The organism is Paraburkholderia sp. AV2 (assembly GCF_054968425.1).
Genome location: NZ_JBANLK010000010.1, coordinates 107,257 through 131,154 on the forward strand (window position 1 = coordinate 107,257; position 23,898 = coordinate 131,154).

The window sequence follows — 23,898 nt, forward strand, 5'->3', positions numbered from 1 at the left end:
GTCATGATGCCTGTGAACACGCCCGTTTGACCGTGACCGTAATCGGGGTTTCCACTCGCGCGACAATGCTCGAATAATCGGCGGGCGTATCCATGTCGATGCAAAAGCGGTCGTGCGCCGCCTCGTGAAGAAAGACCTCGTCGCCGTGCTCGGCGATCAGCTTGCGGCAACCCGGATTCACGTGGCCGCTCACGACCTCGGGGGCATAACTCGCTGCAAACAGAACCGGATTGCCGCGCGCGCCCTTGAACATCGGCACCAGAATCGATCCGCGCGGCATCGACGCGTAAGCGCCGACCAGTTCGCGATAATCGGCGGCCTCCAGCAACACCTGGTCGGCGAGACAAATCATCACGGCGTCGCACGGCGCCTGCAAAGCAGCGACGCCGGACGCGACCGAGGTCATCTGCCCTTCCTGGTAGCGCGGGTTGCTCTGAAAGCGCACGTCGAGGCCGTCAAGCGCTTCGAATACGGCGCGCCCATGGAATCCCGTCACCACGACCACCTCCTGCGGCTGCGCGGCAACGACGGCGCGCACCACGCGCCGCACAGCGGGCTCGCCTCCCACCGGCAAGAGCAGCTTGTGGCGCCCCTCCATACGCGTGGACAGGCCCGCCGCGAGCACGACGGCCGAAAACTTCACTGTATTCATCATCCCTCCGCGGGCCGATCGCCGGGGTTTGCCTCGTGCTCTGGCGCAGCGGCCAGATAGCGCGCCGGCGCGCGCTCGAATTCGGCCTTGCAGCAGTCGCAGCAGAAATACACCTTGCGGCCACCATAAACGACGACGTGTTTCGCCGTCGCGATCTCGACGCTCATGCCGCACACCGGATTCACATAGCGTCCCGCCTCGGCCGCCGGCGCCTCAGGAATCTCGCACGGCGGCAGCGGCGGCACGGCCTCCGTGGCGACGGTGGCCTGCGGAACGGCCGCTTGCGCGGCCGCCACCGCGTCTTCCCGTTCGTGCCGCAAAGCAACGAGTCCCGCCACGGCCCCCAGTGCGATTTCCTGCGGCGTATGCGCGTGGATCGCCGGTCCAGCCGGCGCGTGCAACGCCGCGAGCCGGCCTTCGTCGACGCCGCGCGCGCACATCGCTTCGCGCAGCCGCTCGGCCTTGCGGCGGCTCGCGATCAGGAGCACGGCCCCGGCGCCGCTGCGCAGCGCGGCTTCGAGCGCGTCCTCGTCGCCGTCGCCTTGCGTCGCGATCAGCGCGAACGACGCGCCGGCGCGGTCGAGGGCCGCGGCGTCGAAACGCGGACCGCCCGCGCGCGCGGCATCGGTCGCCAGCGACGCGCGCAAGCCCATGCGCCGCGCCAGCACGCAGGCTTCGTGCGCCGTCGGCGTTGTGCCGAACACGATCACGAGCGGCGCCGGCACGGTCGGCTGGATGAAGAGTTCCATCGCGCCGTTGCTCGCGCACGGCATGGCGTGGGCCTCGACTTCGGGATCGGGTGGCGTGGGCTCGTTGCTGATGCGGACCCGCCGCGGCTGACCGAAGCGGATCGCCTGCCGCGCGGCCTCGATCACGATCGCCTGCGAGCACCCGCCGCCGATCCAGCCATGCAGCGTGCCGTCGCTTTCCACGAGCGCCTGCGCGCCCACCTGGGTCGAGGCCGGCGGCGCCACGCGGATCACGGTTGCGACGGCAAACGGCACCCCCGCATCGGTCAATTGTTGTTCGAGCTGCAGCAGGCTGACTGCGGCCGGGACGGTATCGACGGTTTCGGCATTCATTGCAACGCACCGAGAATTTGCGGAAACAGGCGTTCGAGGCTCGCGAGATCGCGCGCCCCCGCGAACAGATCGAGGTGCGGCAGCGCGGCCTGCATGCCCGCGCTGACCGGCTCGAATCCCGGCCGCCCGGCGAGCGGATTGAGCCACACGAGCGAATGACAGCGGCGCCGGATCGCGGCCAGCGCGTCGCCCAGTTGCGCCGGATCGCCCGCGTCGTAGCCGTCGCTGACGATCACCACCGCCGTGCGCGAATGCAGGAGGCTCGAAGCGTAGTAGCGGTTGAATCCGGCAAGGCTCTCGCCGATGCGCGTGCCGCCGGCCCAGCCCTCGGAGATCAGATGCAGGCGCTCCTGCGCGCGCCGCGGATCGGGATCGCGCAGCGCCTCGTCGATGCAGACGAGCCGCGTGTGGAAAATGAAGCTGCGCACGTCGCGCAGACGACCGCTCAGCACGCGCGCGAGACGCAGCAGGAAGAAACTGTAGAGGTTCATCGAGCGGCTCACGTCGAGCATCAGCACGATGCGCGGGCGCTGCCGCCGCAAGCGCCGCCAGCCGAGCTCCGCCGGCAGGCCGCCGCGCGACACGCTGCGGCGCAAGGTCCAGCGCAGGTCGATGGCCCGCCCCTGGTTCGCGCGCTGCTCGCGGCGCGTTTCGATTCCGCGCAGGCGCTGCGCGAAGCGGCGAATCGCGGCATCGATGGCAAAGAGTTCAGCGTGATCGTTGAGGTGGCGGAAATCCGCGCCGGCAAGCGATTCGGCTTCGGTGGCTCCCTCATCGGCCGTGGCGCCCTCGCCCGGCGCGCCGGCGCCGCGACCCGCGAGCGACAGGGGCGTGCCCTCGCTCGCGTCCGGCAGTCCCTCGCCCGCCTCGTCGCGCGCGAGCGGCCCCGCGCCCCCTGCCCGTGTTTCGACCAGCTTGCGCCGGTTCGGTGTCCTGAACCAGGCGTCGAACAGATCGTCGAAGCGCCGCCAGTCTTCCGCACGCGAGCACAGCAGCGCGCGCAGGCTCCAGCGCAGCAGATCGCTGTCGAACTGGCCCATGCGATTCGCGATCTCCATCGACGCCGCCACGTCCGCGCTCGTCACGCAGAACGCGTTCGCGCGCAGCCAGCCCGCGAAACCGGCATAGCGCGCGACGAGCCTGTCGGCAAGATCGGGAGCGTCGGTCGGCGCGGCGGCGCGTTCGGTTCCGGTCAACATGACGCCACCAGTTTTTCGACGACCGGTCTCGTGAGCGCGGCCTGATCCTCGCGCGTCTTTACGAGCGCCGCGAGCGAATCCATGACGCGCTCGATGCCGCCCTCGTCGAGCGCGCTCACGCCGAGGCGCAGCAGCGCGGCCGCCCAGTCCAGCGTCTCCGCGAGGCCGGGCTTGCGGCGCAGCGCCAGTTGCCGCACCGCGTGCGCGAACTCGACCACCTGGCGCGCGAGCGCTTCGGGCACCTCGGGCACCCGGGTCCGCACGATCAGCAGTTCGCGCTGGAACGACGGATAGTCGACGTACTGATAGAGGCAGCGGCGGCGCAACGCATCCGAGATCTCGCGCGTGCCGTTCGAAGTCAGGATGACGTAAGGACGTTCGATCGCGCGAATCACCCCCAGCTCGGGAATCGAGATCTGGAAGTCCGAAAGAACTTCGAGCAGATACGCTTCGAAGGCTTCGTCGGTGCGGTCGATCTCGTCGATGAGCAGCACGGGCGCGGGCGTGGTCGTGATGGCTTCGAGCAGCGGGCGCTTGAGCAGGTAGCGTTCGGAAAAGACATCCTGTTCCTTGTCGCGCAGCGGTCGCGCGTCCTGCTCGAACAGCTTGATCGCCAGCAGTTGATGCGCGTAGTTCCACTCGTACAGCGCCGTGTGCGCATCGAGCCCTTCGTAGCATTGCAGCCGGATCAGCGACACCGCGAGCAGGCGCGCCAGCGCCTTCGCCACTTCGGTCTTGCCAACGCCCGCCTCGCCTTCCAGCAGCAGCGGCAGGCGCATTTCCAGCGTCAGCAACAGCGCCGCCGCGAAGCTGCGCTCGGCAATGTAGCCATGGCTCGCGAGCTTCGCCTGCAGCGCGACGACGTCGGGCATGCGATCGGTGGGCGTCATGACGTGCCTCAGCGGCCGTGGGCCTCGTGCGAGAAGAGGCCGCGCAGCCAGTCGCGGAACATGGCCCAGACGAACGCGATGCCGTTGAGCTCGGCAGGAGGCGCGGCAGTCGTGGGGTTCGTGGCACTCGTGGCACCCGTAGCGCTCACGGCCGCGAGCATGTTCGCCTCGCCTTCCGCCAACGCAGGCGGCACCGCCTGCGCCGCCTGCGCATTCATCGCATCGAGCCGCGCCGCGAAGTTCGCCACGAACTGCTTGAGCAGTTGTTCCGAGACCGGTCCCATCAGCCGGCCGCCAATCGCGGCGGCCTTGCCGCTCATCGTCACCTCGCTCCGGCCGGTCAGCTCGCTCGCCTCGCCGCTTGCCCGCACGGCCGCCACGAGATCCATCGCCGCCGCCGAGCCGCCCGTCGAGTCCGTACCCTTGCCGCTCAAATGCAGGCTGCGCGCCGCCGCATCGAGCGCGAGCACTTCGATATCGCCCTTGAACGCCATCGTCGCGGGCCCCAGCTTGACCGTGATCGTTCCTTTGTAGTGCGTAGCATCCACGCGCTCCGTGATCTTCGCGCCCGGCATGCAGCCCGCCACGGCTTCGATGTCCTGCATGAGCTGCCACGCGCTGTCCGCGTTCGCAGCGAGTGGAAACACCTTGTCGAGTACGACTTTCATCGCGCGCTCCTTCCGCAACGCTCAGGCCCGGGTCAGGCCAAGCTCGCGGCTTTGCTGCCACACGCGGTACGCGTTGTGCGGCATGTTCATATGCGTGACGCCGAGATGCGCGAACGCATCGACGACGGCCGACGTGAAGCATGGAATCGAGCCCACGTGCGGCGATTCGGCTACGCCCTTCGCCCCGATGGGATGATGCGGCGAAGGCGTCACCGTGAAGTCGGTGTCCCAATGGGGCGTTTCCACGGCCGTCGGCACGAAATAGTCGAGCAGCGTCGCGCCGAGCAGGTTGCCCGACTCGTCATAGGGCAGTTCCTGGCCGAGCGCGACCGCGAAGCCTTCGGTCAGGCCGCCGTGAATCTGCCCCTCGATGATCATCGGGTTGATTCGCGTGCCGCAATCGTCCAGCGCGTAGAAACGCCGCACGCGGATTTCGCCGGTGTAGCGGTTCACGTCGAGGACGCAGACGTACGCGCCGAACGGAAACGTGAAGTTCGGCGGGTCGTAGTAGTCGACGGCTTCGAGGCCCATTTCCAGCCCTTCCGGCACGTTGTTATACGCCGCCCAGGCCACTTCCTTCACCGTCTTGAACTGTTCCGGCGACCCCTTCAGCACGAAGCGGTCGAGATCGAATTCCACGTCGTCGGGGCTCGCTTCGAGCAGGTGCGCCGCGATCCGGCGCGCCTTCTCGCGGATCTTGCGCGAGGCGCGCGCCACCGCCGCGCCGGCCACCGGCGTGGAGCGCGAGCCGTAGGTGCCGAGCCCGTACGGCGCGGTAGACGTGTCGCCCTCCTCCACGGCGATCTGCGACGCGGGAATACCGGCCTCGGACGCGATGATCTGCGCGTAGGTGGTCTGGTGCCCCTGGCCCTGCGTGATGGTGCCCATCCGCGCGATCGCCGAACCGTCCGGATGCACGCGAATCTCGCACGAGTCGAACATGCCCACGCCGAGAATGTCGCACATCTTCGACGGCCCGGCCCCGACGATTTCCGTGAAATTCACGACGCCGATGCCCATGAGCCATTCGGCGTCGGGATCGGCCCGGCGCTGCGCCTGCTCCGCGCGCAGCGCGTCGTAATCGACGGCGGCGAGCACCTTTCTGAGCGCCGTATCGTAGTCGCCCGAATCGTATTCGAGGCCGAGCGGCGTGGTGTACGGAAACTGGTCCTTGCGGATGAAGTTGCGCAGACGGATCTCGGCCTTGTCGATGCCAAGCTTCTGCGCGAGCACGTCTACCATCCGCTCGATCAGGTACACCGCCTCGGTCACGCGAAACGAGCAGCGATACGCCACGCCGCCCGGGAACTTGTTTGTATACACGCCGTCGACCGAAACGAACGCATTCGGAATCGCGTACGAACCCGTGCAGACGTGGAACATGCCGGCGGGCCACTTCGTCGGGTCGGCGCACGCGTCGAACGCGCCGTGATCGGCCACCACGTTCACGCGCAGCGCCTTGATGCGGCCGTCCTTGTCGGCCGCGAGCTCGCCCGTCATGTGATAGTCGCGCGCGAACGCCGTGCTGGAGAGGTTCTCGTTGCGCGATTCGATCCACTTCACGGGGCGCCCAAGCACGATCGATGCGACGATCGACGTCACGTAGCCCGGATACACGCCCACCTTGTTGCCGAACCCGCCGCCGATATCGGGAGAAATGATGCGGATCTTCGATTCCGGGATCGAGGAAAGCAGCCCGACCACGGTGCGCACAACGTGCGGCGCCTGCGACGTGATGTAGACGGTGAGATCGCCGCGCACCTTGTCGAACGAGGCGACGCACCCGCAGGTTTCGAGCGGACACGGATGCACGCGCGGATACAGGAGATCCTGCTTCACCGTGACCTCGGCATTCTCGAACATGCGGTCGGTCCTGTCCCGGTCGCCCATCGTCCACGTGAAGATGTGGTTAGGATGCCTGCGCGCTCCATGCGCGCCGGTATCCTTGTCGCGAATGTCCTCGCGAATCACGGGCGCATCGGGTTCGAGCGCCTTCAGCGGATCGACGAGCGCGGGCAACTCCTCGTACTCCACGTCCACGAGCTCGGCCGCGTCGGCGGCGACGTAGCGGTCGTCGGCCACGACGAACGCGACCTCCTGGTTCTGGAAGCAGACCTTTTCGTCGGCGAGCACGGCCTGCACGTCGCCCGCGAGTGTCGGCATCCAGTGCAGCTTGAGCGGCTTGAGATCGTCGGCGGTGAGCACGGCGTGCACGCCGGGATGCGCGAGCGCGCGCGACTTGTCGATGTGCTTCACGCGCGCGTGCGCATAGGGACTTCGCACCATGACGCCGAACAGCATGCCCGGCATCTTGATGTCGTCGACATAGGTGCCCTTGCCCTGGATGAAGCGCGGATCCTCGCGGCGCTTGCGCGAACAGCCCATGCCTTCGAGCGCGGCGAGACGTTCGAGATTGGCGTCGAAATTGCCCATGACGTTTCTCCCTGTGCTCAGTGCGCGTGCGCCGCGTCCGCCTCGATGAGCGGATGCGACGTTTCGGCCGCTTCGCCGCGCAGCTTGCGCGCGGCGTATTGCACGGCCTTCACGATGTTCTGGTATCCCGTGCAGCGGCACAGATTCCCCGCCATCCAGTAGCGGATCTCCGCTTCCGTGGGATCGGGGTTCTCCTGGAGCAGGCGATACGCGCGCATCAGCATGCCCGGCGTGCAGAATCCGCACTGCAGGCCATGCTCCTGCATGAAACCTTCCTGCAGCGCGTGCAACGTGCCGCCCTCGGCGAGCCCTTCGACCGTGCGGACCGCCGCGCCCTGCGCCTGCACCGTCAGCAGCGTGCACGACTTCACGGACATGCCGTTGAAGTCGACCGTGCAGGCGCCGCAATGCGAGGTCTCGCAGCCAATATGCGGCCCGGTGTGCTGGCATTTTTCGCGCAGCGTATGAATCAGCAGCTCGCGCGGCTCGACGACGACATCCACTTCGCTGCCGTTGAGGCTGAACGACACCATCGTTTTTTTGGCCATGTCGTGTTCTCCCAGGCTTTAAGGACGAGCCGGGCCGGTCGCCCGTTCGTATGCCATATTGAGTGCCCTGCGCGTCATCTCGCCCGCCATCGCCCGTTTGTAGTCGGCGTCGCCGCGCAGGTCCGGCACCGGATTGCATGCCGCCATGGCAAGCCGCGCCGCTTCGTCCAGGGCGCGCGGGTCGAACCGCTTGCCGAGCAGCGCCTGCTCGGCATCCCTTGCACGGATCACGGTGTCGCCGACATTCGTCAGAGCAATGCGCACGTGCTCGACGTTGCCGCCCGCCAGCCGCATCGTGACGGCCGCCGCCGCCGTCGCAAAGTCGCCCGTCTTGCGCTTGAGCTTCGCATAGCAATAGCCGGTGGCGGGCGAAGGCACCGGAATGCGGATCGCGGTCATGATCTCGCCGGGCGCGAGCAACGTCTCGTAGGTGCCGACGAAAAAGCCGTCGGCCGGCACCGTGCGCTCGCCGGCTGCGCCCTGCAGCACGAACGCCGCGTCGAGCGCGATCATCAGCGCCGGATGATCGTTGCCGGGGTCGCCGTGCGAAAGATCGCCGCCCAGCGTGCCGCGATAGCGCACCTGCGGATCGGCGATCTGCCGCGCCCCCTCGACGAGCAACGGGCAGCGGGTCTGCAGCACGGTGGACCAGATCAGTTCGTTTTCGGTCGTCATCGCGCCGATCCACAGCGTGCCGCTTTCCTCGCGGATGCCCTTGAGCTCGGCCAGCTTGCCCAGGTCGATCAGGTGATCGGGCTGCGCGAAGCGCAGCTTCATCATCGGCAGCAGGCTGTGGCCGCCCGCGAGGACTTTCGCCGTCTCGCCGTACTCGCCGAGCAGCGCAACCGCCTCGGGCAGCGTCTGCGGCGCGTGGTATTCGAAGGGTCGGGGAATCACGCCAGTCTCCTTGTTTTCGTCCTCCGGTTAATTAGCATTTCACAATGCAATGCAGCAATTCAACGCGATTTCGCCAACGGCGGCCAGACTGCGCCGGCCGCCGGAAAACTTGCGTGAAACGGGGAAAGGACTTAAAACAGAGGCACCGCACCGGCGTCGCGTACGCCGCGCAAACGCCGCGAGCGCCTCAGGGAGAACCCTGGATGAAACCGTTCGAGCACGTCACGCCGGCCACCGACGCACGCCGCGCCGAAACCTTCCAGCACCGGCTGGAGCAGTTCAATCCGGGCGTGGTCTGGCTGGACGCGAACGGGCGCGTCAGCGCGTTCAACGATGTCGCGCTGCAGATTCTCGGGCCGGCCGGCGAGCAGTCGCTCGGCGTGGCTCAGGACAGGCTGTTCGGTATTGACGTCGTCCAGTTGCACCCCGCGAAAAGCCGCGACAAGCTGCGTTTCCTGCTCCAGTCGCGCGACGCGGGCGGCTGCCCGGTGAAGTCGCCGCCGCCGGTGGCGATGATGATCAACATTCCTGACCGGATTCTGATGATCAAGGTGTCGAGCATGTCGGACATGAACGGCGCGTGCGGCACCTGCATGATCTTCTACGACCTGACCGACATCACGACCGAGCCGTCGGCCGAAACGCTCGCCGGCACGCCGACGCCGCCGCGGCGGCTCTTCAAGATTCCGGTGTACCGCAAGAACCGCGTTATCCTGATCGACCTGAAGGACATCGTGCGCTTCCAGGGCGACGGCCATTACACGACGATCGTCACGAAAGACGACCGCTATCTCTCGAACCTGTCGCTCGCGGATCTGGAGCTGCGTCTCGACAGCAGCACCTTCCTGCGCGTGCACCGGAGCCACATCGTGAGCTTGCCCTACGCGGTCGAGCTCGTGAAAGCCGAGGACAGCGTGAACCTCGTGATGAACGATGGCGAGCGCAGCGTCGTGCCGGTGAGCCGGTCGCGGGCGGCGCAGTTGAAAGAGCTGCTTGGCGTGGTGTGAAGCGGGAGTGATTAAGTTAAGGATTCCTCAAACGTATACCGTCAGCCGATACCGTTGAACCGGCGTGACGGTACCGGACAAGACCGTCCGAGGGGGAAACGTCAATACTGTGCACGATGCCGACGTTTCCTCCAGGCGCTGCCTGGATCACAGCAGACCATACCGAACAATACCCCCCGTTTTTTAACGGAAAAACAGGGGGAGCGCACTATTGGAACGACTTGGGAACGGGTTAGATCACTCCCACTCGATCATCAACGAGTCACGCAAGTCCGCGTGATTAAAGGAATTGGCTTTGATCGACATGGGCCTTTACCGTCGCTTTTACCGTCAGAAAAACACGTCCTTTGCTGACGCGGGTTTGCGCGGCATCGGCTCATCATCAACCAGCTCTAGGATAGCGCAGCCAGCCGCGCAGCGAGCAAGTCGGCCTGCTCGGCGAACCTCCTCGCATCGGTCTTCTGCAACTGCGCCAGGTTGTGCAGCTTCCAGCGGATGCCCGGCAGTTGTTCGAGGTGCGCGATGCCCAGCAGCGACCACTCCGGCGCGCCGGCGGCCAGCGACAGCAGGAAGCGTCGCTCGTTGTCGTCCAAGCCTTGCTGGAGTTCGCGCATCATGCGTTCTCGCGCAGCGAGCAGCGCATCGAGAGGTATGGGTTCCGCCGTCATGCCTTGGAAGTTGTGCTCGTAGTCATGCCGAATGTCCCGCAGCGGCGTGAACAGCACCTCATGGATCGGCCGGTTGCTGCTGGACAGATAGACCACGAACGCGCGCCGGATGCCGGGCGTGATGCCCTCGTGCGCAAAGAGTTGCATCACGTCGAACAGGTCGCGCGGGTGCTGACGATCCAACGCCGCTACCAGCTTGCCGCCATACACGTCCTCCAGCGACACCACCGGGATCTCCAGATCGGCCAGCAAAGTGTCGCGTGCGGTCGGCGTGAGCGAAGCGCGACGCACCGGCTGCACCGTGCCGCGCATGACGAAGTTGACTTCGACCTTGACCTGGATCGAACCGTTGCGCACCAGCAGCTTCGTCTCCCCTGCCGCGGCCGCTGGCGCGTGCGTCTGGAACCCTCGCTTCTTCAACCGCTCGGCGGCTTGCCTGACAGCCTCGTTGATGCGCGTCAGCGCCTCGTCGCGCGGCAGCGTGTGATTGGGAAAGACCAGATCGAGGTCCACCGACAAACGCGGCATGTCGCGCACGAACAGATTGATCGCGGTGCCGCCCTTCAATGCGAACGTGTCGTCCACGAACACCAGCGGCGCCACCTGCGTCAGCAGGCGCGCGGTATCGAGATAGGTCTGGTTCATGGCTTGAGCACCAACAAGCCATCGGCCGATCGGGACACCCAAGGCCGATCGCTGCCCGTCGGCAGCGTGGCCGGATCGAGCTTCGCCGCCCAAGGCAACGACGCCTCGCGGCCGAGTTGCAGACATAGCCGCACGGTCTTGACGTTCGTGCAGTGCTGCAACAGCTCACGCAGCACGTCGGCGCGCAGGCTGTACGCGCTTTCGACGAGTTCGCGGGCTTCCTGCAAAGGCTGACGCACGCCGACTTCGCTCAACAGTTCCAACAAGGCGCGCTCCGGCGCCGACACCTGCGGCGCTCCGCTGCGCTTCTCGAACGGGCCAACATGCAGCAAGGCGACCGGCTGCTCGTCGAACAGGCGCTTGCGGTGGTACTCGGCCGGGAAGCGTTCGGTGAACCATTCCGGCAGACGGGCCGCCGTCCAGCCATACAGATGCAGCACGGGCTGTTGCGACACGTACTGGCGCACGCCGTACCAGTCCAGCGCCGACTTGCCGCCGACGTGCAGCCCCTCGAACCGGCGCTGCAACAGCAACAGACTCGGGTGGAGCGCCAGAGTGTCGTTCGGGCGGCCGTACACCCCGCGGGCCAGGCGCGTGAGCCAGCCTGCCCGGACGTAGTGGACGGCCAGGTCGGCAGAGATGCCCAGCGCCGCCAAGTCCTCCGAGGTCAGCGGCGTTCCCGGTGCCAGCCGGGTGTAGAGGGCATTTAGCTTACTTGGATTAGTCGTAGCCATGCTACGACTTTTACAACTTTTCCAAGCGCAAGTCAATTTGGGATGATGTCTCCAGTCGTAGCCTAGATACGACAATGACAACATATCCAAAGGCTCACGCCTTGGGAACAGCCGCGCGGGAAGCCGGTCGAGTGTCGTCTCCCCTGCCCCGCCTGAACCCCCGATCCCCCGCGATGAACGCCTCCAGCATGTGCGGGATCAGCGTCGTCGCATCGACCGCTTCGCCGTAGGTTTGCGCGTGCATGGCCGCGTAGCGGTCGAGGTCGGCCTTGAGCGTGGCCGGACACGCGAACGTCAGCTTCACGTTCTCGGTTTTCGGCAGCGGCCCCAGCCGCAGCCTGCGCGCCGTGCTCATCGTGAAGTCCCCCGGTTGAAGAACAGCGGCTGGTATGGCCGCAGCACCAGGTCGCGGTTGACGATGATGCGCACCGGCAGACCGGGCCGCTCGGTCAGCGTCGGCTGGATGTTGAGGTTGCGCCGGGTCATCTCCTGCCCGACCTGATTTACGCTGTCCTGCAAGCTGTCGCGGCCGGCGACGATGACGCGATCGCCATTGCGGTTCTCCGGCGCGGCCAACTCGGCACCGATGCCCAGCAGCGTCGTCAGCGCCGCGCCGGCAAAGATGCGATCCCAATGCCAATCGACGCCATCCTCCAGGCCGGCGTAGCCGGCCGGGTCGGTGCCGGCCAGGTTGTCGAGCGTGAGCGAAGAAGTGTCCGGCAGGATGATGCGGTTCCACACCACCTGCACGCGGCTCTGCCCGTAGGCGACCTGGCTGTTGTATTTGCCGAAGATGCGCGACCCCTGCGGGATCAGCAGATAGCGGCCCGTCGCCGTGTCGTACACCGGCTCCGTCACCGTGCCGATCACGTCGCCCGGCAGGTCGGACTTGATGCCCGTTACCAGCGCCGCCGCGATCACCGTGCCAGCCATCACCTGATACGGCGAGGTCGGCATTTGCAGGTTGCCGGAATTACGGGTTTCCGTGGTTCCGGCTTTCTGGAACGCCTCTTTCTGGTCTTGCCGGTTCTGCACGGTGGTCGGGTCGGCGGGCTGCTGCGCCGCCGTCGAGGCCGGCCCGGCGGCCTGCGGGTCGAAGCCCACCAAGCCGGATGCCGGTGCGATCGAAGCGGTCTGCGCGGGCGCAGCCGCGGCGCGCTGGTTGCTGGAACGGAAGAACACAGATGAACCCGCCGCCGCTTCCGCCTCCTTGCGCAGTGCGTCGCGTTCGGCCGCCGCCGCATCTTGGCCGGGCGGCGTGTAGCTGGCCACCACCGGCGGCTGCGACTTGACGATGGCCGGGCCGAGGTCGCCCGGCAGCGGCGGCCCCAACTCCGGCACCTTCGGCGGCAGCTTGGAGTAGTCGGCGGGAAGCCGGTTGAGTTCTTCGGACTTCGACACGCGATCGACGTTGTAAAGCTCGGTCGCATCGTTGTTGCCGCGCGGGTGCTTCGGCTGCAACGACCACAGGGTTGCGCCCAGCACGGCGATGCCGAGGCCACCCGTCAACAACGCCAGCGTGCGCCGGTTGAGGCGCGTCACCGGGCGCGGCTGCGCACGTAGCGCCACGTTCTCCGGCGCGACTTTCGGCGCGGCATCGGGAATGGGCACGTCCGGGGTTTCGTCCTGGCTCATGGTCAGTTCCCCCGCGTGCCATCCGTGCGCTCGATGCGCACCACGTCGCCCTTGTCGCCGCCGAGACGTAGTTCGGCCGCGCCGAACAGCCGATCCACGATGTAGTACGGCGAGCGGAAGCGGTAGTTGACGAGCTGGCCGTCACCCTGCGCGCCGATGACGAACAGCGGCGGCAGTTCGCCTTGGGCGATGCCGGGCGGGAACTGGATATAGACCTTCTCGCCGTCGTCGAAGGCGCGCAGCGGCTTCCACGGTGGACTGCTGCCGCTGACCGCGTAGCGGAAACGGATCTTCTCCAACGACAGGCCGGCGTCGATCGGCGCGGCGGCTTGCGCCGCCCGATCCTGACGCTGCAAAGCAAGCATCTGATCCTTCGGATACTCCCACGACACCGACGCCATCCATGCCTTGTCCGTCGAGGTCAGCTCGATCAGGTAGGTGCGCCGGCTGGTGGTGATGACCAGGTTCGTCTTGAGGCCCGAACGGATCGGCTTCACCAGCACGTTTACGCGCAGCGCGTCGCCAGCGCCGCTGGACGTGTCGCCGACGATCCAGCGCACCGTGTCGCCGGCGGCGACCGTCACCAGTTCCTCGCCGGGCTGGAGCGAAATCACGGTCACGCGCCCCGGTGCGGCATAGACCTGATACAGCGCGCCATCGGTGAAGGGCCAGACCTGGATCGCGTTGACGTAGCCCTCACGCGTGGGCGCGATGCGTGCCTCGGCGTTGGCACGCGACACGCGCACGGTTTCGTCGGCGGGTTCCGGCGCGGGCCTGGCTTCGTCCATCTCCGGCAGAGGCTTCATCTGCGCCGGCATCGGCAGCACCTTCGGCACCTCCACCACTTCGACGGGCTTGGGCGGCTCCGGTAGTGGCTGTGCCTGCACCGGCTCATCGAGCGAGATGCGCGGCGGCGGCTTGCCCTGCGAGGCGCAGCCCGACAGGGCCGCCACGGTCAGCGCGAATGCGTAAAAGCGGAAAGACGGGTTCATGGCTTGGCTCCTTCGGACGCATCGAGTTCGCGGCTCCACGACAGGCCGTTGACGTAGATGCCCAGCGGGTTCTTGCGCAGCCGCTGCTCGGTGCGCGGGGTTTGCAGGACGATGGACACCACGGCGTTCCAGCGCTCGGTGCCGGTGGGTGCGCCGTTGACGAACCGCTGCTCCGTCCAGCGCACGTTGAACGACGAATCGCTGGCGCGGACGACGCTGGTGATCTGCACCGTCACCGATTCCCTGCCGACACGAGCGAAGGGATCGTTCTTGCTGGCGTAGTCGTTGAGCACGACGGCGCCCTTGTCCGTGGTGTAGTCGTAGGCGTCGAGCCAGTTCTGCCGCACCACGATCGGGTCGATGGAAAGCGAGCGAACCAGCGTGATGAAGTGCGCGAGGTGGAAAGCGATCTGCGCATCGGCCGGCCGGTACGGCGTGGCGGCTTCGCCGACCGCGCGCACTTCGCCGGTCTTGTCCACCTCCACCACGTAGGGCGTGACGAAAGACTGCGCCGAGCGCCACACCAAGCCGCCGGCCATCAGCAGCGCGAGCGCGAGACAGCCGAAGGCCATGAAGCGCCAGTTCTTCGCCTGCACGCGGGCCGAGCCGATGCGCTCGTCCCACGCTTGCGCAGCGGCTTGATACGGAGTGGCAGGCTGCGGCGTGTCGGCGTAGCGCACCTGCGGTCGCTTGAATCGCATGACTCGTTCTCCTCAAGAATCGGAATCGCCCAGGCTTGGGCCTTGTGCAGAGCCGCCGCCGTCCCCGCCGCGCAGCGTGTGCGCGGTCGTGGTCGCCGCGTGGGCGATCTGCTGGCGACGATGCAGGCGCTTGGCCCAGGCGGGTTGCTCTTGATCGGCGGCGGCCGAGGCCGAGCCGGTGCTGGATGCGCCCGCTTGGGTGGACGCGCCGGCCGCCGCGCCACTCTCGCCACGGAATGCACCGGCCACCCGCTCGCCGAATGCACGCGCGCCGGCGGCGACTCTCTGCCCGGCGGCTTGCGCGCCCGCCCGTGCGACGTTGCCCACGCCTGCGGCGGCATCCTTGAAGCCGCCGCCCGCCGCAGCGGAACCGGCTTGGAACGCCGACCGGGCGCTGCCGGCCGTCGAAGCGGCAGCCCGTGCGCCGCTGCCGATGGCACTGGCCGCAGCCGGCGCCATGCGCGCGCCAGCAGCCACGGCACCGCCCACGCCGGTTGCCGCAGCGCCGATAGCGACGGCGGTTCCGGCGGCGCCCAATGCCGCGCCGGCCATCGCGCCAGCGCCGAGCTGCGGCGCGCCGGACACGAGGCCGGTGGCAATGCCCGGCCCGTAGATGCCGAGCGCGAGCATGGCGAGCGAAGCCAGCATCACGACCAGCGCATGGTCGATGGACGGCTCGGCGGGCATCGTCGGGAACTCCGCGAACAGGCCCGTGCCGATGCCGACGATGACGGCCAGCACCAGTACCTTGATGCCGGACGACACCACATTGCCAAGCACCTTTTCGGCGAGGAACGCGGTCTTGTTCCAGAGCGCGAACGGCACCAGCACAAAGCCGGCCAGCGTGGTCAGCTTGAACTCGATCAACGTGATGAAAAGCTGTACCGCGAGCACGAAGAAACAGACGATGACGGTCAGCCAGGCGAGGAACATCACGACGATGGGCGTGATGTTGATGAACACCTCGGGAAAGCCCGCCATGTCGCTGATCTGTTCGAGGATCGGCATACCGGCGTCGATGCCGGTCTTGGCGAGATGCCCCGGCTGCAGGAACGTCTCCATGCTCACGGCCGAACCGGTGGCCGTCAGGCCCAGGCCGGCGAACGACCGGAACACGATGCCGGCCAGCATGTTGAAGTTGCCGATGATGTAGGCGAAGGCGCCGACGTAGAGCACCTTGCGAATGAGCTTCGCCATCACGTCTTCGCCCTGGCCGGTGGCGTGGCCGAGCGCCCAATACAGGCCGGCCAGTGTCATGTCGATCGCCACCAGCGTTGCGGTCAGGAATCCGACTTCGCCGCGCAGCAGGCCGAAACCGGAGTCGATGTAGGCGGAAAAGACGTTGAGGAAATGGTCGATGATCGAAACGTCGTTCATGGCCGCTGCTCCATCGTCGTGTCGGGGCCGTCGAAACTGGCCGGGATCGGCGGCAGATCGGCGAGCGTCTGGTATTCGTCCGGGCCGGCCTGCCCTGAGAGGAAGCGCCGCAGGTCGGCTTGGCCGACCTGCGCGCAGAACGCGCCGTCACGTTCGCCTCGCCGGCACTGCGCACGCAGCGCGTGCAGCCGCGTCGGGTCGGCGGCCAGCGCATCGACCGACGAAGCCTGCGGCCGGTCGCAGCCGGCCAGCAGGCACGCGAAGGCGAACAGGACGGGCGCGCGTTTCATGGCCGTGCCCGTCAGTTGCCGTAGAAGTTCACCGGCTGCGGCGTGTACGCCGTGCCGGTGCCGAGGAAGCGCCGCGTGACTTCGCGGCCGCGCTCGACGGCGGCTGCCTGCCGCGCCAGCTCCAGCGATACCGCGCGCCCCTGCGTGAGCTGGAGCTGCTGCGTCTGGATGGACTGCTTGGCTTGTAAGGCGAGAAGCTGATTCGTCGCCTGCATGGCCTGCAAGGCGCCCGTGGCCGACTGGCTCTGGCCGACCAGATCGGTCAGCACGCTCTCGTCTTGGGTCACGTTCTGCGACACCTGCGCCTGCATCCGCATCGCGGTCTGCAAGCCTTCGAGCGTGTTCTGCCAACGCTGGTGCGCATCCTGGTACATCTGATTGCCGCTGACGGTCGCGGCGTACTGCTCCGGGTACAGGCGTGCGAATTGCTGGTCCATGCTCTGCACCTGGAACGCCAGCCCTTGCGCCTGTGCGATGAGCTGCTGGGTGGTCGCCAGGTTCGTGCGCAACTGGTTGACGACGTTGAACGGCAGACTCTCCAGGTTGCGCGCCTGATTTATCAGCGACTGCGCTTGGTTCTGGAGTTGCCGGACCTGGTTGTTGATCTGCTCCAGCGTGCGAACCGCAGTCAGCGTGTTCTGCACGAGGTTGGTCGCATCGATGACGGCCCATTGCGCGTGCGCGGTGGGCATGACGCCGATGAGTGCAGCAACAGCGAGGGCGAGAAGGCGAATCCTCATGGCGAAATCTCCTGTGTTTGGGGAGCGAGGAAGGACGCGGCTGATGGCGCGGACGGCAGCAAATCGGCCGCCCAATCGAGGCCGCGGTGGCGCAGCCAGGCGCCGGCGAAGGCCGGCGCTCCGGCGTCGGTCAGCACGTCGTCGATGGCGCGCTGGTCTTGGGGCGTCGAGGCACCCGCGAACGCGAGCGCGACCGGCCCCAGGTCGAGGTCGAACAGGCGATTGCCCGCGCGGGATTGGTAGTAGTAGTCGCGCTTGGGCTGCGCGGTGGCGACGATCTCGATTTGCCGGCTGTTGAGGCCGAAGCCTTCGTAAATCACGCGAATCTGCGGTTCGGTCGCCTGCGGGTTCGGCAGGAAGATGCGGCTGGCGCAGCTCTCGATGATCGCCGGCGCGATGGTCGAATCCTTGATGTCGGCGAGCGACTGCGTGGCGAAGATGACGCTGACGTTCTTCTTGCGCAGCGTCTTGAGCCACTGGCGAATGCGCGCCGCGAACACCGGGTCATCGAGGAACAGCCAGGATTCGTCGAGGATCAGCAGCGTCGGCGCGCCGTCGAACCGCTCATCGAAGCGCGCGAACAGATAGCCCAGCACGGCCAGCACCGCGGCCTTGCTGTGCATCAGCTCCTCCATCTCGAAGCACTGCACATTGGCCGAGCCGAGCCGATCGCGGTCGGCATCGAGCAGCTTGCCGTGTGCGCCACCGAGCACGTAAGGCGCGAGCGCCTGGCGCAGCGCGTTCGATTGCAGCAGCACAGACAGGCCCGTGAGCGTGCGCTGTTCGAGCGGCGCGCCGGCGAGGCTGCCAAGCGCCGACCACACGGCCGCCTTCTCGTCGGGGCCGATGGCGACGCCTTCGTGCGACAAGCGGCCTTCGACCCATTCCGCTGCCCAGGTGCGATAACCCTCGTGGTCGATGCGCGCGAGCGGCTGGAACGCGATCGCGCCATCGGCGCCGAGGTCGTAGTGTTCGCCGCGCAGGCCCAGCGCCGTCGCGCGCATCGAGCGGCCCATGTCGAACGCAAAGATGCGCGAGCCGGGGTAACGCCGGAACTGCATCGCCAGTGTGGCGAGCAGGACGGACTTGCCCATGCCGGTCGGGCCGGCGATCAGCGTGTGCCCCACGTCGCCGATGTGCGTCACCAGCCGGAACGGCGTGGCGCCTTCGGTGCGCGTGACGATCAACGGCGGGCCGTCGAGGTGGTCGTTCTTCTCCGGCCCGGCCCACACCGCCGACACCGGCATCAGATGCGCCAGGTTCAGCGTGGAAACGATGGGCTGACGCACGTTGGCGTAGGCGTTGCCGGGAATCGACGACAGCCACGCCTCCACGGAGTTGAGGGTTTCAGGGACGGTCACGAAGCCCCGGCCCTGAATCGCGCGCTCCACCATGCGCAGCTTCTCGTCGGCCGTGTCGGCGTCGGCATCGAGCACCGTCACGGTCGCGGTGACGAAGCCGAAGGCAACTTGATCGCTGCCCAGCTCCTGCATCGCGGCGTCGGCGTCGGCCGCCTTGTTGCTGGCGTCGGTATCGACGAGCGGCGATTCCTGCTGGAAGATCGTTTCGCGCAGCAGGGCCAGGACGTTCTTGCGCTTGGCGAACCACTGGCGGCGCAGGCGGCCGAGTTCCTTTTCGGCTTCGGCCTTGTCCATGCAGAGAAAGCGCGTGCTCCAGCGGTAGGCGAAACCCAGCCGGTTGAGGTCGTCCAGAATGCCCGGCCAGGTCGTAGTCGGGAATCCGCGCACGGTCACGACGCGCAGGTGTGCGTCGCCCAGCATTGGCGCGAGGCCGCCGATCAGCGGCATGTCGGCCAGCAGCGCGTCGAGGTGGAACGGCACGGCCGGCACGCCGACGCGATAGCGCCGCGTCGAGACGGTTGCGTGCAGATAGGTCAGCGTTTCGGCGTCATCGAGCCAGTCGATTTCCGGCATCACGCCGTCGAGCAAGTCGAAGATGCGGCCGGTTTCCGCGACGAATGCGGTCAGGCGTTCGTGCCAGTCCACACCAACGGTCGGCGTGTTCTCGTACAGCAGCTTGGCCGCGCGGGCGCGGGATTCCTCCGGCGGCAGGTATTGCAGCGTCAGGTGGTAGCCGCTCTCGAAGTGGTTGCCCGATTCCTCGAAGGTGGCGCGGCGTTCTTCGTCCACCAGCCACGACAGCGGCTCGGGAAACGCCGAATGCGGATAGTCCGCGGCCGGCCGGCGCTCGGCTTCGACGAACAGCGCCCAACCGGCGCCGAGCCGGCGCAGCGCGTTGTTCAGGCGCGCGGTGGTGGCGATCAGCTCGCCTTGCGTCGCGCTGTCGAGATCGGGGCCGCGGAACTGCGCCGTGCGCTGGAACGAACCATCCTTGTTCAGCACGACGCCGGGCGCGACCAGGCCGGCCCACGGCAGCCAATCGGCGAGCAAGGCCGGACGCTGGCGGTATTCGGCGAGGTTGAGCATCGCGGTGTCCTCCCGTCACACGTCCAGCAGCGGCTTGTGCTTGAGGTGCTTGGCGAACACCTGCATGAACTGCGGATCGACGCGCGCACCCCACACCGCCAGCGAATGGCCCACGATCCAGAGCACGACGCCGGGAATCCAGAGTTGCAGGCCCAAGCCGACGGCGGCGGCCAGCGTGCCGTTGGCAATCGCCACCGTGCGCGGCGCGCCGCCCAGCAGGATCGGCTCGGTGAGCGAGCGATGCAGCGGCACCTCGAAGCCCGGCAGGTCGGTGCTCATACGACGGCACCGCCGGAGAAGCTGAAGAACGAAAGGAAGAAGCTCGACGCCGCGAACGCGATGGACAGACCGAACACGATCTGGATGAGCTTGCGGAAGCCGCCCGACGTGTCGCCGAACGCCAGCGCGAGGCCGGTGGCGATGATGATGATGACGGCGACGATGCGCGCGACCGGCCCTTGGATCGACTCCAGGATGGATTCGAGCGGGCCTTCCCAGGGCATGGAGGAACCGGCTGCCCTTGCCGTGCCGGCCGTCATCAGCATGACGGCCGCAGACAGCAGGCCGTGGTGCGCCGGCCCGGCCAAGCGGCGCAGGCGCGCAAGGAACGAAGCCGGATTTACGGAAAAGCGGAAAGCAGTGGCGTGCATCTGCGTCATGGCAGTTCTCCAAGGTGGTTGGGGGACGGGAAAGACAGCGGCAGCTCCGGATGCGGCGATGGCTCCAGCGCGTCCGCGAGGCGGTAGCCCACGCCGTCGAAGCCGAGGACGCGGGCGATGCTTTCGATGCGACGGCGCCGGCCGCGGCCGGCGATGTGGATGACGACGTTGACCGCTTCGGCGACCAGCGCCCGCGGCGGGTTCACCGCGACTTCAAGGATCAGTTGCTCCAGGCGCAGCAGCGCGCCCGGTGCGGAACCGGCGTGGATCGTGGCGATGCCGCCGGGATGGCCGGTGCCCCACACCTTGATGAGATCCAGCGCCTCGCCGCCGCGTACCTCGCCGACGATCACGCGGTCGGGACGCAGGCGCATCGTGGCGCGTACCAGCTCGGTCATCGACACGACGCCGGCGCGCGTGCGCAGCGGAACGTGGTCGCGTGCCGTGCATTGCAGTTCGATGGTGTCTTCGAGCACGAGCACGCGATCGCCAGTGGCGGCGATCTCGGCGAGCAAAGCATTGGCGAGCGTGGTCTTGCCGGTGCTGGTGCCGCCGGCGATGAGGATGTTCTGACGCTCGCGTATTGCGTCGCGCAGGAACGCGGCCTGCTCGACGCTCATCATTCCATCGGTGACGTAGCGATCCAGCGGAATGACGCCAACAGCGCGCTTGCGCAGCGCGAAGGCCGGCCCTGGTGCGGCCGGCGGCAGGATGCCCTCGAAGCGTTCGCCGGTTTCCGGCAGCTCGGCGGTCAAGAGCGGCTGACCGCGATGCACTTCCGCGCCGACGTGCGCAGCGACCAAGCGGATGATGCGTTCGCCATCTTCCTCGGACAGCTCTGCGCCCATCGGGGCGCGCCCCGACGACAGGCGATCGACCCAAAGCGTGCGGTCGGGGTTGAGCATGATTTCCACCACGTCGGGGTCGTCGAGCGCGGCGGCGATCAGCGGCCCCATCGCCGTGCGCAACATGCGGATGCGCCGGTCGAGCGAGGTGGTGGCGAAGGATTGCGGCTGCGCGCTCATGTGGCACGCTCCTGCGCTTCGGCCAGCGCCGCCGCGTCGTCCAGTCGCGCGGTGTCGGGGCTTAGTTCCTCCACCACGTCGCGCACAAGACTGCGCCCCCGCATCAGGTGGCGGCCGAGTTGTTCGACGAACTGCTCGAAGCGCGCCTTGCCCTGCGCGCGTGCCGCGTCCTGGTGGGCTTCGGGAACCGGCGTGCTGACCGTCAGGAAGTAGCGGACGAATAGCGCCAGCGTCTCGATTTCGATGTTCTGGTCACGCTCCAGCTTCTCGAACTGGCGCGTCAGCCGGTCGAGCCGCTTGGCGATGGCGGCCTCGCGCTGGTCGCCCGCATCGGGTGACAGCCACGATGAAAGCGCCGCCGCGACGATGGACGACTTCGATACGCCTTTCTTCGCGGCCAGTTCGTCGAGGCGCTTGGCGTGCTCGTGCGGAATGAACAGGTTGAGGCGGTACTGGCTCATAGCTCGATCCCGTCCTGTTGGTCGAGGGACGCCAGCCGAGCCGTGCGTTGCATGGCCGGATCGAGTTGGCGAGGAAGCGGCAACGGCAGGTCGTCGTCATCGAGCAGCGCCAGGTCGTTGTCGGCGGGCTCTTGTTCGGGGTCGTAGGCGGCGACTTCGGATAGCTCCGGCTGCCGGCGCGGGCCGCCGTCATCCGTGTTGCCCGTGTCGATGGCAGCAAGGCCCACGGTCGCGGGCACGGCTGGAACGGCAGGAATAGCCAGCCCGCTCCAGTCGTCCGGCCGCAGGGGCGGTGCGTCGGCATAGCGCCCGGCGGCAAGCGCCGGTGGCGGCAACACGCGGCGCTTGAAATTGGCGTCGGCGTAGTAGCGCAGTTTCTTCGCGCGGATCGGTGCCACGCTGGACACCATCACCACGGCGTCGTCCGGCGGAAGCTGCATCACTTCGCCCGGCGTCAGCAGCGGACGCGCGGTTTCCTGGCGCGACACCATCAGGTGGCCCAGCCACGGCGCGAGCCGGTGGCCGGCGTAGTTGCGCTGCGCGCGCAGCTCGGTCGCGGTGCCGAGCGTTTCGGAGATGCGCTTGGCAGTGCGTTCGTCGTTGGTGGCGAACGTCACGCGCACATGGCAGTTGTCAAGGATGGAGTGGTTCTGGCCGTAGGCTTTGTCGATCTGGTTGAGCGACTGCGCGATGAGGAAACTGCGGATGCCGTAGCCGGCCATGAACGCCAGCGCCGTCTCGAAGAAGTCGAGCCGACCCAAGGCGGGGAACTCGTCGAGCATCAACAGCAGCTTGTGACGGCGTGCGATGCCGTCGCTGCCGTCGAGCGATTCGGCCAGGCGTCGGCCGATCTGGTTGAGGATCAGGCGCACCAGCGGCTTCGTGCGGCTGATGTCCGACGGCGGCACGACCAGGTACAGCGAGACGGGATGCTCGGACGCGATCAGGTCGGCGATGCGCCAGTCGCAACGCGACGTGACTTCAGCCACCGTGGGATCGCGGTACAGGCCGAGGAACGACATGGCGGTGGACAGCACGCCCGACCGCTCGTTGTCCGACTTGTTCAACACCTCGCGCGCCGCTGACGCGACGACGGGATGCGGCACGTCGTCCAGGTGGCGCGTCGTCATCATCCGGTGCAGCGTCAGCTCGAACGGGCACGCGGGATCACTGAGGAAATTGGCGACGCCGCGCAGTGTCTTGTCCTCGCCCGCGTACAGCACATGCAAGATGGCGCCGACCAGCAGCGCGTGCGAAGTCTTCTCCCAATGATTGCGGCGTTCGAGCGCACCTTCTGGATCGACCAGAATGTCCGCGATGTTCTGTACGTCGCGCACTTCATGCACGCCGCGCCGCACCTCCAGCAGCGGGTTGTATGCCGCCGACTTTGCATCGGTCGGGTTGAACAGCAGGCAGTGCGAGAAGCGCGAACGCCAGCCGGCGGTGATCTGCCAGTTCTCGCCTTTGATGTCGTGGACGACGGTGGACGCCGGCCAGCTCAACAATGTCGGCACCACCAGGCCGACGCCCTTGCCGGAGCGCGTGGGGGCGAAGGTCAGGACGTGTTCCGGGCCTTCGTGCCGCAGATATTGGCCGCGGTGCAGTCCAAGGAACACGCCGGCCGGCCTGTCGAGGCCGGCCTTGCGAATGTCAGCGGCTATGGCCCAACGTGCCGAGCCGTAGGTCGTGACCAGCTTCGATTGCCGCGAGCGCCACACCGATAGGACGATGGCAACCGCCACGGCCACGAGTCCGCTACCGCCAGCTATCGCACCACCGATGTTGAAAATGCGAGGCGCGTAGGCATCGTAGGCGAACCACCACGGGAACAGTTGCCAAGGGTGATAGACCGGCATTCCGAAGCAATCGAACCAGGGCGAGCCAAGGCGTAGCTGGTAGCCCAGGGCGGCTGCTGTCCATTGTGTGGCTGCCCACACGCCGGCGAACACGATGCCGAATACCACGGCGATCTGCCCGAACAGCACTCCTTGACCTTGCATCTCGGCCTCCGATCTCTCCTGTGCGACACGCGGCACAAGGGCGTGCCGTACACACGAGGATCGGAGTCAGGTCGAGGGTCGGTCAAAGACCGTTATCGGAAGAAATATCGCGGAAAAAGCAAGATTTCGCGCAGGGGCGAACGATGGG

The 23,898-nt window shown here is 67.1% G+C and carries 24 protein-coding genes; 1 reads left to right on the forward strand and 23 read right to left on the reverse strand.

Annotation, left to right across the window (positions count from 1 at the left end; translation table 11 throughout):
* Position 1: 1 nt before the first annotated feature.
* From V8683_RS10295 to V8683_RS10330, 8 genes are read right to left on the reverse strand one after another with little or no spacing between them, the layout of a single operon-like run.
* Positions 2-652 (reverse strand): nucleotidyltransferase family protein, encoded by a 651-nt coding sequence (locus V8683_RS10295; RefSeq protein ID WP_411189649.1) that lies wholly within the window; start codon positions 650-652, stop codon positions 2-4.
* Positions 652-1,734, reverse strand: a complete 1,083-nt coding sequence (locus tag V8683_RS10300) for an XdhC family protein (RefSeq protein ID WP_411189650.1) — start codon at positions 1,732-1,734, stop codon at positions 652-654. Before V8683_RS10300 ends, V8683_RS10295 begins: the two co-directional genes overlap by 1 nt.
* Entirely contained in the window at positions 1,731-2,933 is a 1,203-nt protein-coding gene (locus tag V8683_RS10305; protein WP_411189651.1) for a vWA domain-containing protein, read from the reverse strand. Before V8683_RS10305 ends, V8683_RS10300 begins: the two co-directional genes overlap by 4 nt.
* A complete protein-coding gene (locus V8683_RS10310) occupies positions 2,927-3,823 on the reverse strand; it encodes an AAA family ATPase (RefSeq protein ID WP_411189652.1) in 897 nt (298 codons plus the stop codon). Before V8683_RS10310 ends, V8683_RS10305 begins: the two co-directional genes overlap by 7 nt.
* Before the next feature lie 8 nt (positions 3,824-3,831).
* A complete protein-coding gene (locus tag V8683_RS10315; RefSeq protein WP_411189653.1) occupies positions 3,832-4,491 on the reverse strand; it encodes an SRPBCC family protein in 660 nt (219 codons plus the stop codon).
* Positions 4,492-4,512: 21 nt separating this feature from the next.
* Complete coding sequence (locus V8683_RS10320) at positions 4,513-6,924, reverse strand: aerobic carbon-monoxide dehydrogenase large subunit (protein WP_411189654.1); 2,412 nt, start codon at positions 6,922-6,924, stop codon at positions 4,513-4,515.
* A 17-nt stretch (positions 6,925-6,941) separates the two neighbouring features.
* On the reverse strand, positions 6,942-7,472 hold the full coding sequence (locus tag V8683_RS10325) for a (2Fe-2S)-binding protein (RefSeq protein ID WP_411189655.1): 531 nt from the start codon (positions 7,470-7,472) through the stop codon (positions 6,942-6,944).
* Between the two features lie 18 nt (positions 7,473-7,490).
* Positions 7,491-8,369, reverse strand: coding sequence for an FAD binding domain-containing protein (locus V8683_RS10330; RefSeq protein WP_411189656.1), 879 nt, complete (start codon positions 8,367-8,369; stop codon positions 7,491-7,493).
* A gap of 203 nt (positions 8,370-8,572) precedes the next feature.
* Here V8683_RS10330 and V8683_RS10335 point away from each other — a divergent pair, with 203 nt between their 5' ends.
* Positions 8,573-9,376: a LytTR family transcriptional regulator DNA-binding domain-containing protein gene (locus V8683_RS10335; RefSeq protein WP_411189657.1), complete on the forward strand. Its 804-nt coding sequence runs from the start codon at positions 8,573-8,575 to the stop codon at positions 9,374-9,376.
* A 392-nt stretch (positions 9,377-9,768) separates the two neighbouring features.
* On the opposite strand, the gene V8683_RS10340 is transcribed toward V8683_RS10335, so the two are convergent.
* From V8683_RS10340 to V8683_RS10410, 15 genes are all read right to left on the reverse strand, one after another.
* Positions 9,769-10,689: a nucleotidyl transferase AbiEii/AbiGii toxin family protein gene (locus V8683_RS10340; RefSeq protein WP_411190550.1), complete on the reverse strand. Its 921-nt coding sequence runs from the start codon at positions 10,687-10,689 to the stop codon at positions 9,769-9,771.
* Complete coding sequence (locus tag V8683_RS10345; RefSeq protein WP_411189658.1) at positions 10,686-11,423, reverse strand: type IV toxin-antitoxin system AbiEi family antitoxin domain-containing protein; 738 nt, start codon at positions 11,421-11,423, stop codon at positions 10,686-10,688. The genes V8683_RS10340 and V8683_RS10345 overlap by 4 nt, the downstream gene beginning before the upstream one ends.
* A 94-nt stretch (positions 11,424-11,517) precedes the next feature.
* On the reverse strand, positions 11,518-11,778 hold the full coding sequence (locus V8683_RS10350; protein ID WP_411189659.1) for a DUF2274 domain-containing protein: 261 nt from the start codon (positions 11,776-11,778) through the stop codon (positions 11,518-11,520).
* Positions 11,775-13,058, reverse strand: a complete 1,284-nt coding sequence (locus V8683_RS10355) for a TraB/TrbI/VirB10 family type IV secretion system protein (protein ID WP_411189660.1) — start codon at positions 13,056-13,058, stop codon at positions 11,775-11,777. The genes V8683_RS10350 and V8683_RS10355 overlap by 4 nt, the downstream gene beginning before the upstream one ends.
* A 2-nt stretch (positions 13,059-13,060) precedes the next feature.
* A complete protein-coding gene (trbG, locus tag V8683_RS10360; protein ID WP_411189661.1) occupies positions 13,061-14,050 on the reverse strand; it encodes a P-type conjugative transfer protein TrbG in 990 nt (329 codons plus the stop codon).
* The gene (gene trbF / locus V8683_RS10365; RefSeq protein ID WP_411189662.1) at positions 14,047-14,751 is read right to left on the reverse strand and encodes a conjugal transfer protein TrbF; all 705 of its coding nucleotides are present in this window, start codon (positions 14,749-14,751) and stop codon (positions 14,047-14,049) included. Before trbF ends, trbG begins: the two co-directional genes overlap by 4 nt.
* A gap of 12 nt (positions 14,752-14,763) precedes the next feature.
* The gene (gene trbL, locus V8683_RS10370; protein WP_411189663.1) at positions 14,764-16,128 is read right to left on the reverse strand and encodes a P-type conjugative transfer protein TrbL; all 1,365 of its coding nucleotides are present in this window, start codon (positions 16,126-16,128) and stop codon (positions 14,764-14,766) included.
* Positions 16,125-16,418 carry an EexN family lipoprotein gene (locus V8683_RS10375; RefSeq protein ID WP_411189664.1) on the reverse strand — a complete coding sequence of 98 codons (294 nt, stop codon included), beginning with the start codon at positions 16,416-16,418 and terminating at the stop codon, positions 16,125-16,127. The genes trbL and V8683_RS10375 overlap by 4 nt, the downstream gene beginning before the upstream one ends.
* 11 nt (positions 16,419-16,429) lie before the next feature.
* A complete protein-coding gene (gene trbJ, locus V8683_RS10380; protein WP_411189665.1) occupies positions 16,430-17,158 on the reverse strand; it encodes a P-type conjugative transfer protein TrbJ in 729 nt (242 codons plus the stop codon).
* The gene (gene trbE / locus V8683_RS10385; RefSeq protein WP_411189666.1) at positions 17,155-19,605 is read right to left on the reverse strand and encodes a conjugal transfer protein TrbE; all 2,451 of its coding nucleotides are present in this window, start codon (positions 19,603-19,605) and stop codon (positions 17,155-17,157) included. The genes trbJ and trbE overlap by 4 nt, the downstream gene beginning before the upstream one ends.
* 15 nt (positions 19,606-19,620) lie before the next feature.
* Positions 19,621-19,884, reverse strand: a complete 264-nt coding sequence (locus V8683_RS10390; protein ID WP_411189667.1) for a VirB3 family type IV secretion system protein — start codon at positions 19,882-19,884, stop codon at positions 19,621-19,623.
* A complete protein-coding gene (locus V8683_RS10395; protein ID WP_134972227.1) occupies positions 19,881-20,264 on the reverse strand; it encodes a TrbC/VirB2 family type IV secretion system protein in 384 nt (127 codons plus the stop codon). Before V8683_RS10395 ends, V8683_RS10390 begins: the two co-directional genes overlap by 4 nt.
* Entirely contained in the window at positions 20,261-21,289 is a 1,029-nt protein-coding gene (gene trbB, locus V8683_RS10400; RefSeq protein WP_411189668.1) for a P-type conjugative transfer ATPase TrbB, read from the reverse strand. The genes V8683_RS10395 and trbB overlap by 4 nt, the downstream gene beginning before the upstream one ends.
* The gene (locus V8683_RS10405; RefSeq protein WP_411189669.1) at positions 21,286-21,750 is read right to left on the reverse strand and encodes a CopG family transcriptional regulator; all 465 of its coding nucleotides are present in this window, start codon (positions 21,748-21,750) and stop codon (positions 21,286-21,288) included. The genes trbB and V8683_RS10405 overlap by 4 nt, the downstream gene beginning before the upstream one ends.
* Positions 21,747-23,750, reverse strand: a complete 2,004-nt coding sequence (locus V8683_RS10410) for a conjugal transfer protein TraG (protein ID WP_411189670.1) — start codon at positions 23,748-23,750, stop codon at positions 21,747-21,749. The genes V8683_RS10405 and V8683_RS10410 overlap by 4 nt, the downstream gene beginning before the upstream one ends.
* Positions 23,751-23,898 lie beyond the last annotated feature (148 nt).

Excerpts from the sequence above, each read along its gene's own strand:
- V8683_RS10325 (WP_411189655.1), bottom strand. The coding sequence starts at position 7,472 with ATGGCCAAAAAAACGATGGTGTCGTTCAGCCTCAACGGCAGCGAAGTG.
- V8683_RS10345 (WP_411189658.1), bottom strand. The coding sequence starts at position 11,423 with ATGGCTACGACTAATCCAAGTAAGCTAAATGCCCTCTACACCCGGCTG.
- V8683_RS10310 (WP_411189652.1), bottom strand. The coding sequence starts at position 3,823 with ATGACGCCCACCGATCGCATGCCCGACGTCGTCGCGCTGCAGGCGAAG.
- trbJ (WP_411189665.1), bottom strand. The coding sequence starts at position 17,158 with ATGAGGATTCGCCTTCTCGCCCTCGCTGTTGCTGCACTCATCGGCGTC.
- V8683_RS10405 (WP_411189669.1), bottom strand. The coding sequence starts at position 21,750 with ATGAGCCAGTACCGCCTCAACCTGTTCATTCCGCACGAGCACGCCAAG.
- V8683_RS10375 (WP_411189664.1), bottom strand. The coding sequence starts at position 16,418 with ATGAAACGCGCGCCCGTCCTGTTCGCCTTCGCGTGCCTGCTGGCCGGC.
- trbF (WP_411189662.1), bottom strand. The coding sequence starts at position 14,751 with ATGCGATTCAAGCGACCGCAGGTGCGCTACGCCGACACGCCGCAGCCT.
- V8683_RS10350 (WP_411189659.1), bottom strand. The coding sequence starts at position 11,778 with ATGAGCACGGCGCGCAGGCTGCGGCTGGGGCCGCTGCCGAAAACCGAG.
- trbL (WP_411189663.1), bottom strand. The coding sequence starts at position 16,128 with ATGAACGACGTTTCGATCATCGACCATTTCCTCAACGTCTTTTCCGCC.
- V8683_RS10410 (WP_411189670.1), bottom strand. The coding sequence starts at position 23,750 with ATGCAAGGTCAAGGAGTGCTGTTCGGGCAGATCGCCGTGGTATTCGGC.
- V8683_RS10315 (WP_411189653.1), bottom strand. The coding sequence starts at position 4,491 with ATGAAAGTCGTACTCGACAAGGTGTTTCCACTCGCTGCGAACGCGGAC.
- V8683_RS10390 (WP_411189667.1), bottom strand. The coding sequence starts at position 19,884 with ATGAGCACCGACCTGCCGGGCTTCGAGGTGCCGCTGCATCGCTCGCTC.
- V8683_RS10305 (WP_411189651.1), bottom strand. The coding sequence starts at position 2,933 with ATGTTGACCGGAACCGAACGCGCCGCCGCGCCGACCGACGCTCCCGAT.
- trbE (WP_411189666.1), bottom strand. The coding sequence starts at position 19,605 with ATGCTCAACCTCGCCGAATACCGCCAGCGTCCGGCCTTGCTCGCCGAT.
- V8683_RS10295 (WP_411189649.1), bottom strand. The coding sequence starts at position 652 with ATGAATACAGTGAAGTTTTCGGCCGTCGTGCTCGCGGCGGGCCTGTCC.
- V8683_RS10320 (WP_411189654.1), bottom strand. The coding sequence starts at position 6,924 with ATGGGCAATTTCGACGCCAATCTCGAACGTCTCGCCGCGCTCGAAGGC.
- V8683_RS10355 (WP_411189660.1), bottom strand. The coding sequence starts at position 13,058 with ATGAGCCAGGACGAAACCCCGGACGTGCCCATTCCCGATGCCGCGCCG.
- V8683_RS10340 (WP_411190550.1), bottom strand. The coding sequence starts at position 10,689 with ATGAACCAGACCTATCTCGATACCGCGCGCCTGCTGACGCAGGTGGCG.
- trbB (WP_411189668.1), bottom strand. The coding sequence starts at position 21,289 with ATGAGCGCGCAGCCGCAATCCTTCGCCACCACCTCGCTCGACCGGCGC.
- V8683_RS10300 (WP_411189650.1), bottom strand. The coding sequence starts at position 1,734 with ATGAATGCCGAAACCGTCGATACCGTCCCGGCCGCAGTCAGCCTGCTG.
- V8683_RS10335 (WP_411189657.1), top strand. The coding sequence starts at position 8,573 with ATGAAACCGTTCGAGCACGTCACGCCGGCCACCGACGCACGCCGCGCC.
- V8683_RS10395 (WP_134972227.1), bottom strand. The coding sequence starts at position 20,264 with ATGACGCAGATGCACGCCACTGCTTTCCGCTTTTCCGTAAATCCGGCT.
- trbG (WP_411189661.1), bottom strand. The coding sequence starts at position 14,050 with ATGAACCCGTCTTTCCGCTTTTACGCATTCGCGCTGACCGTGGCGGCC.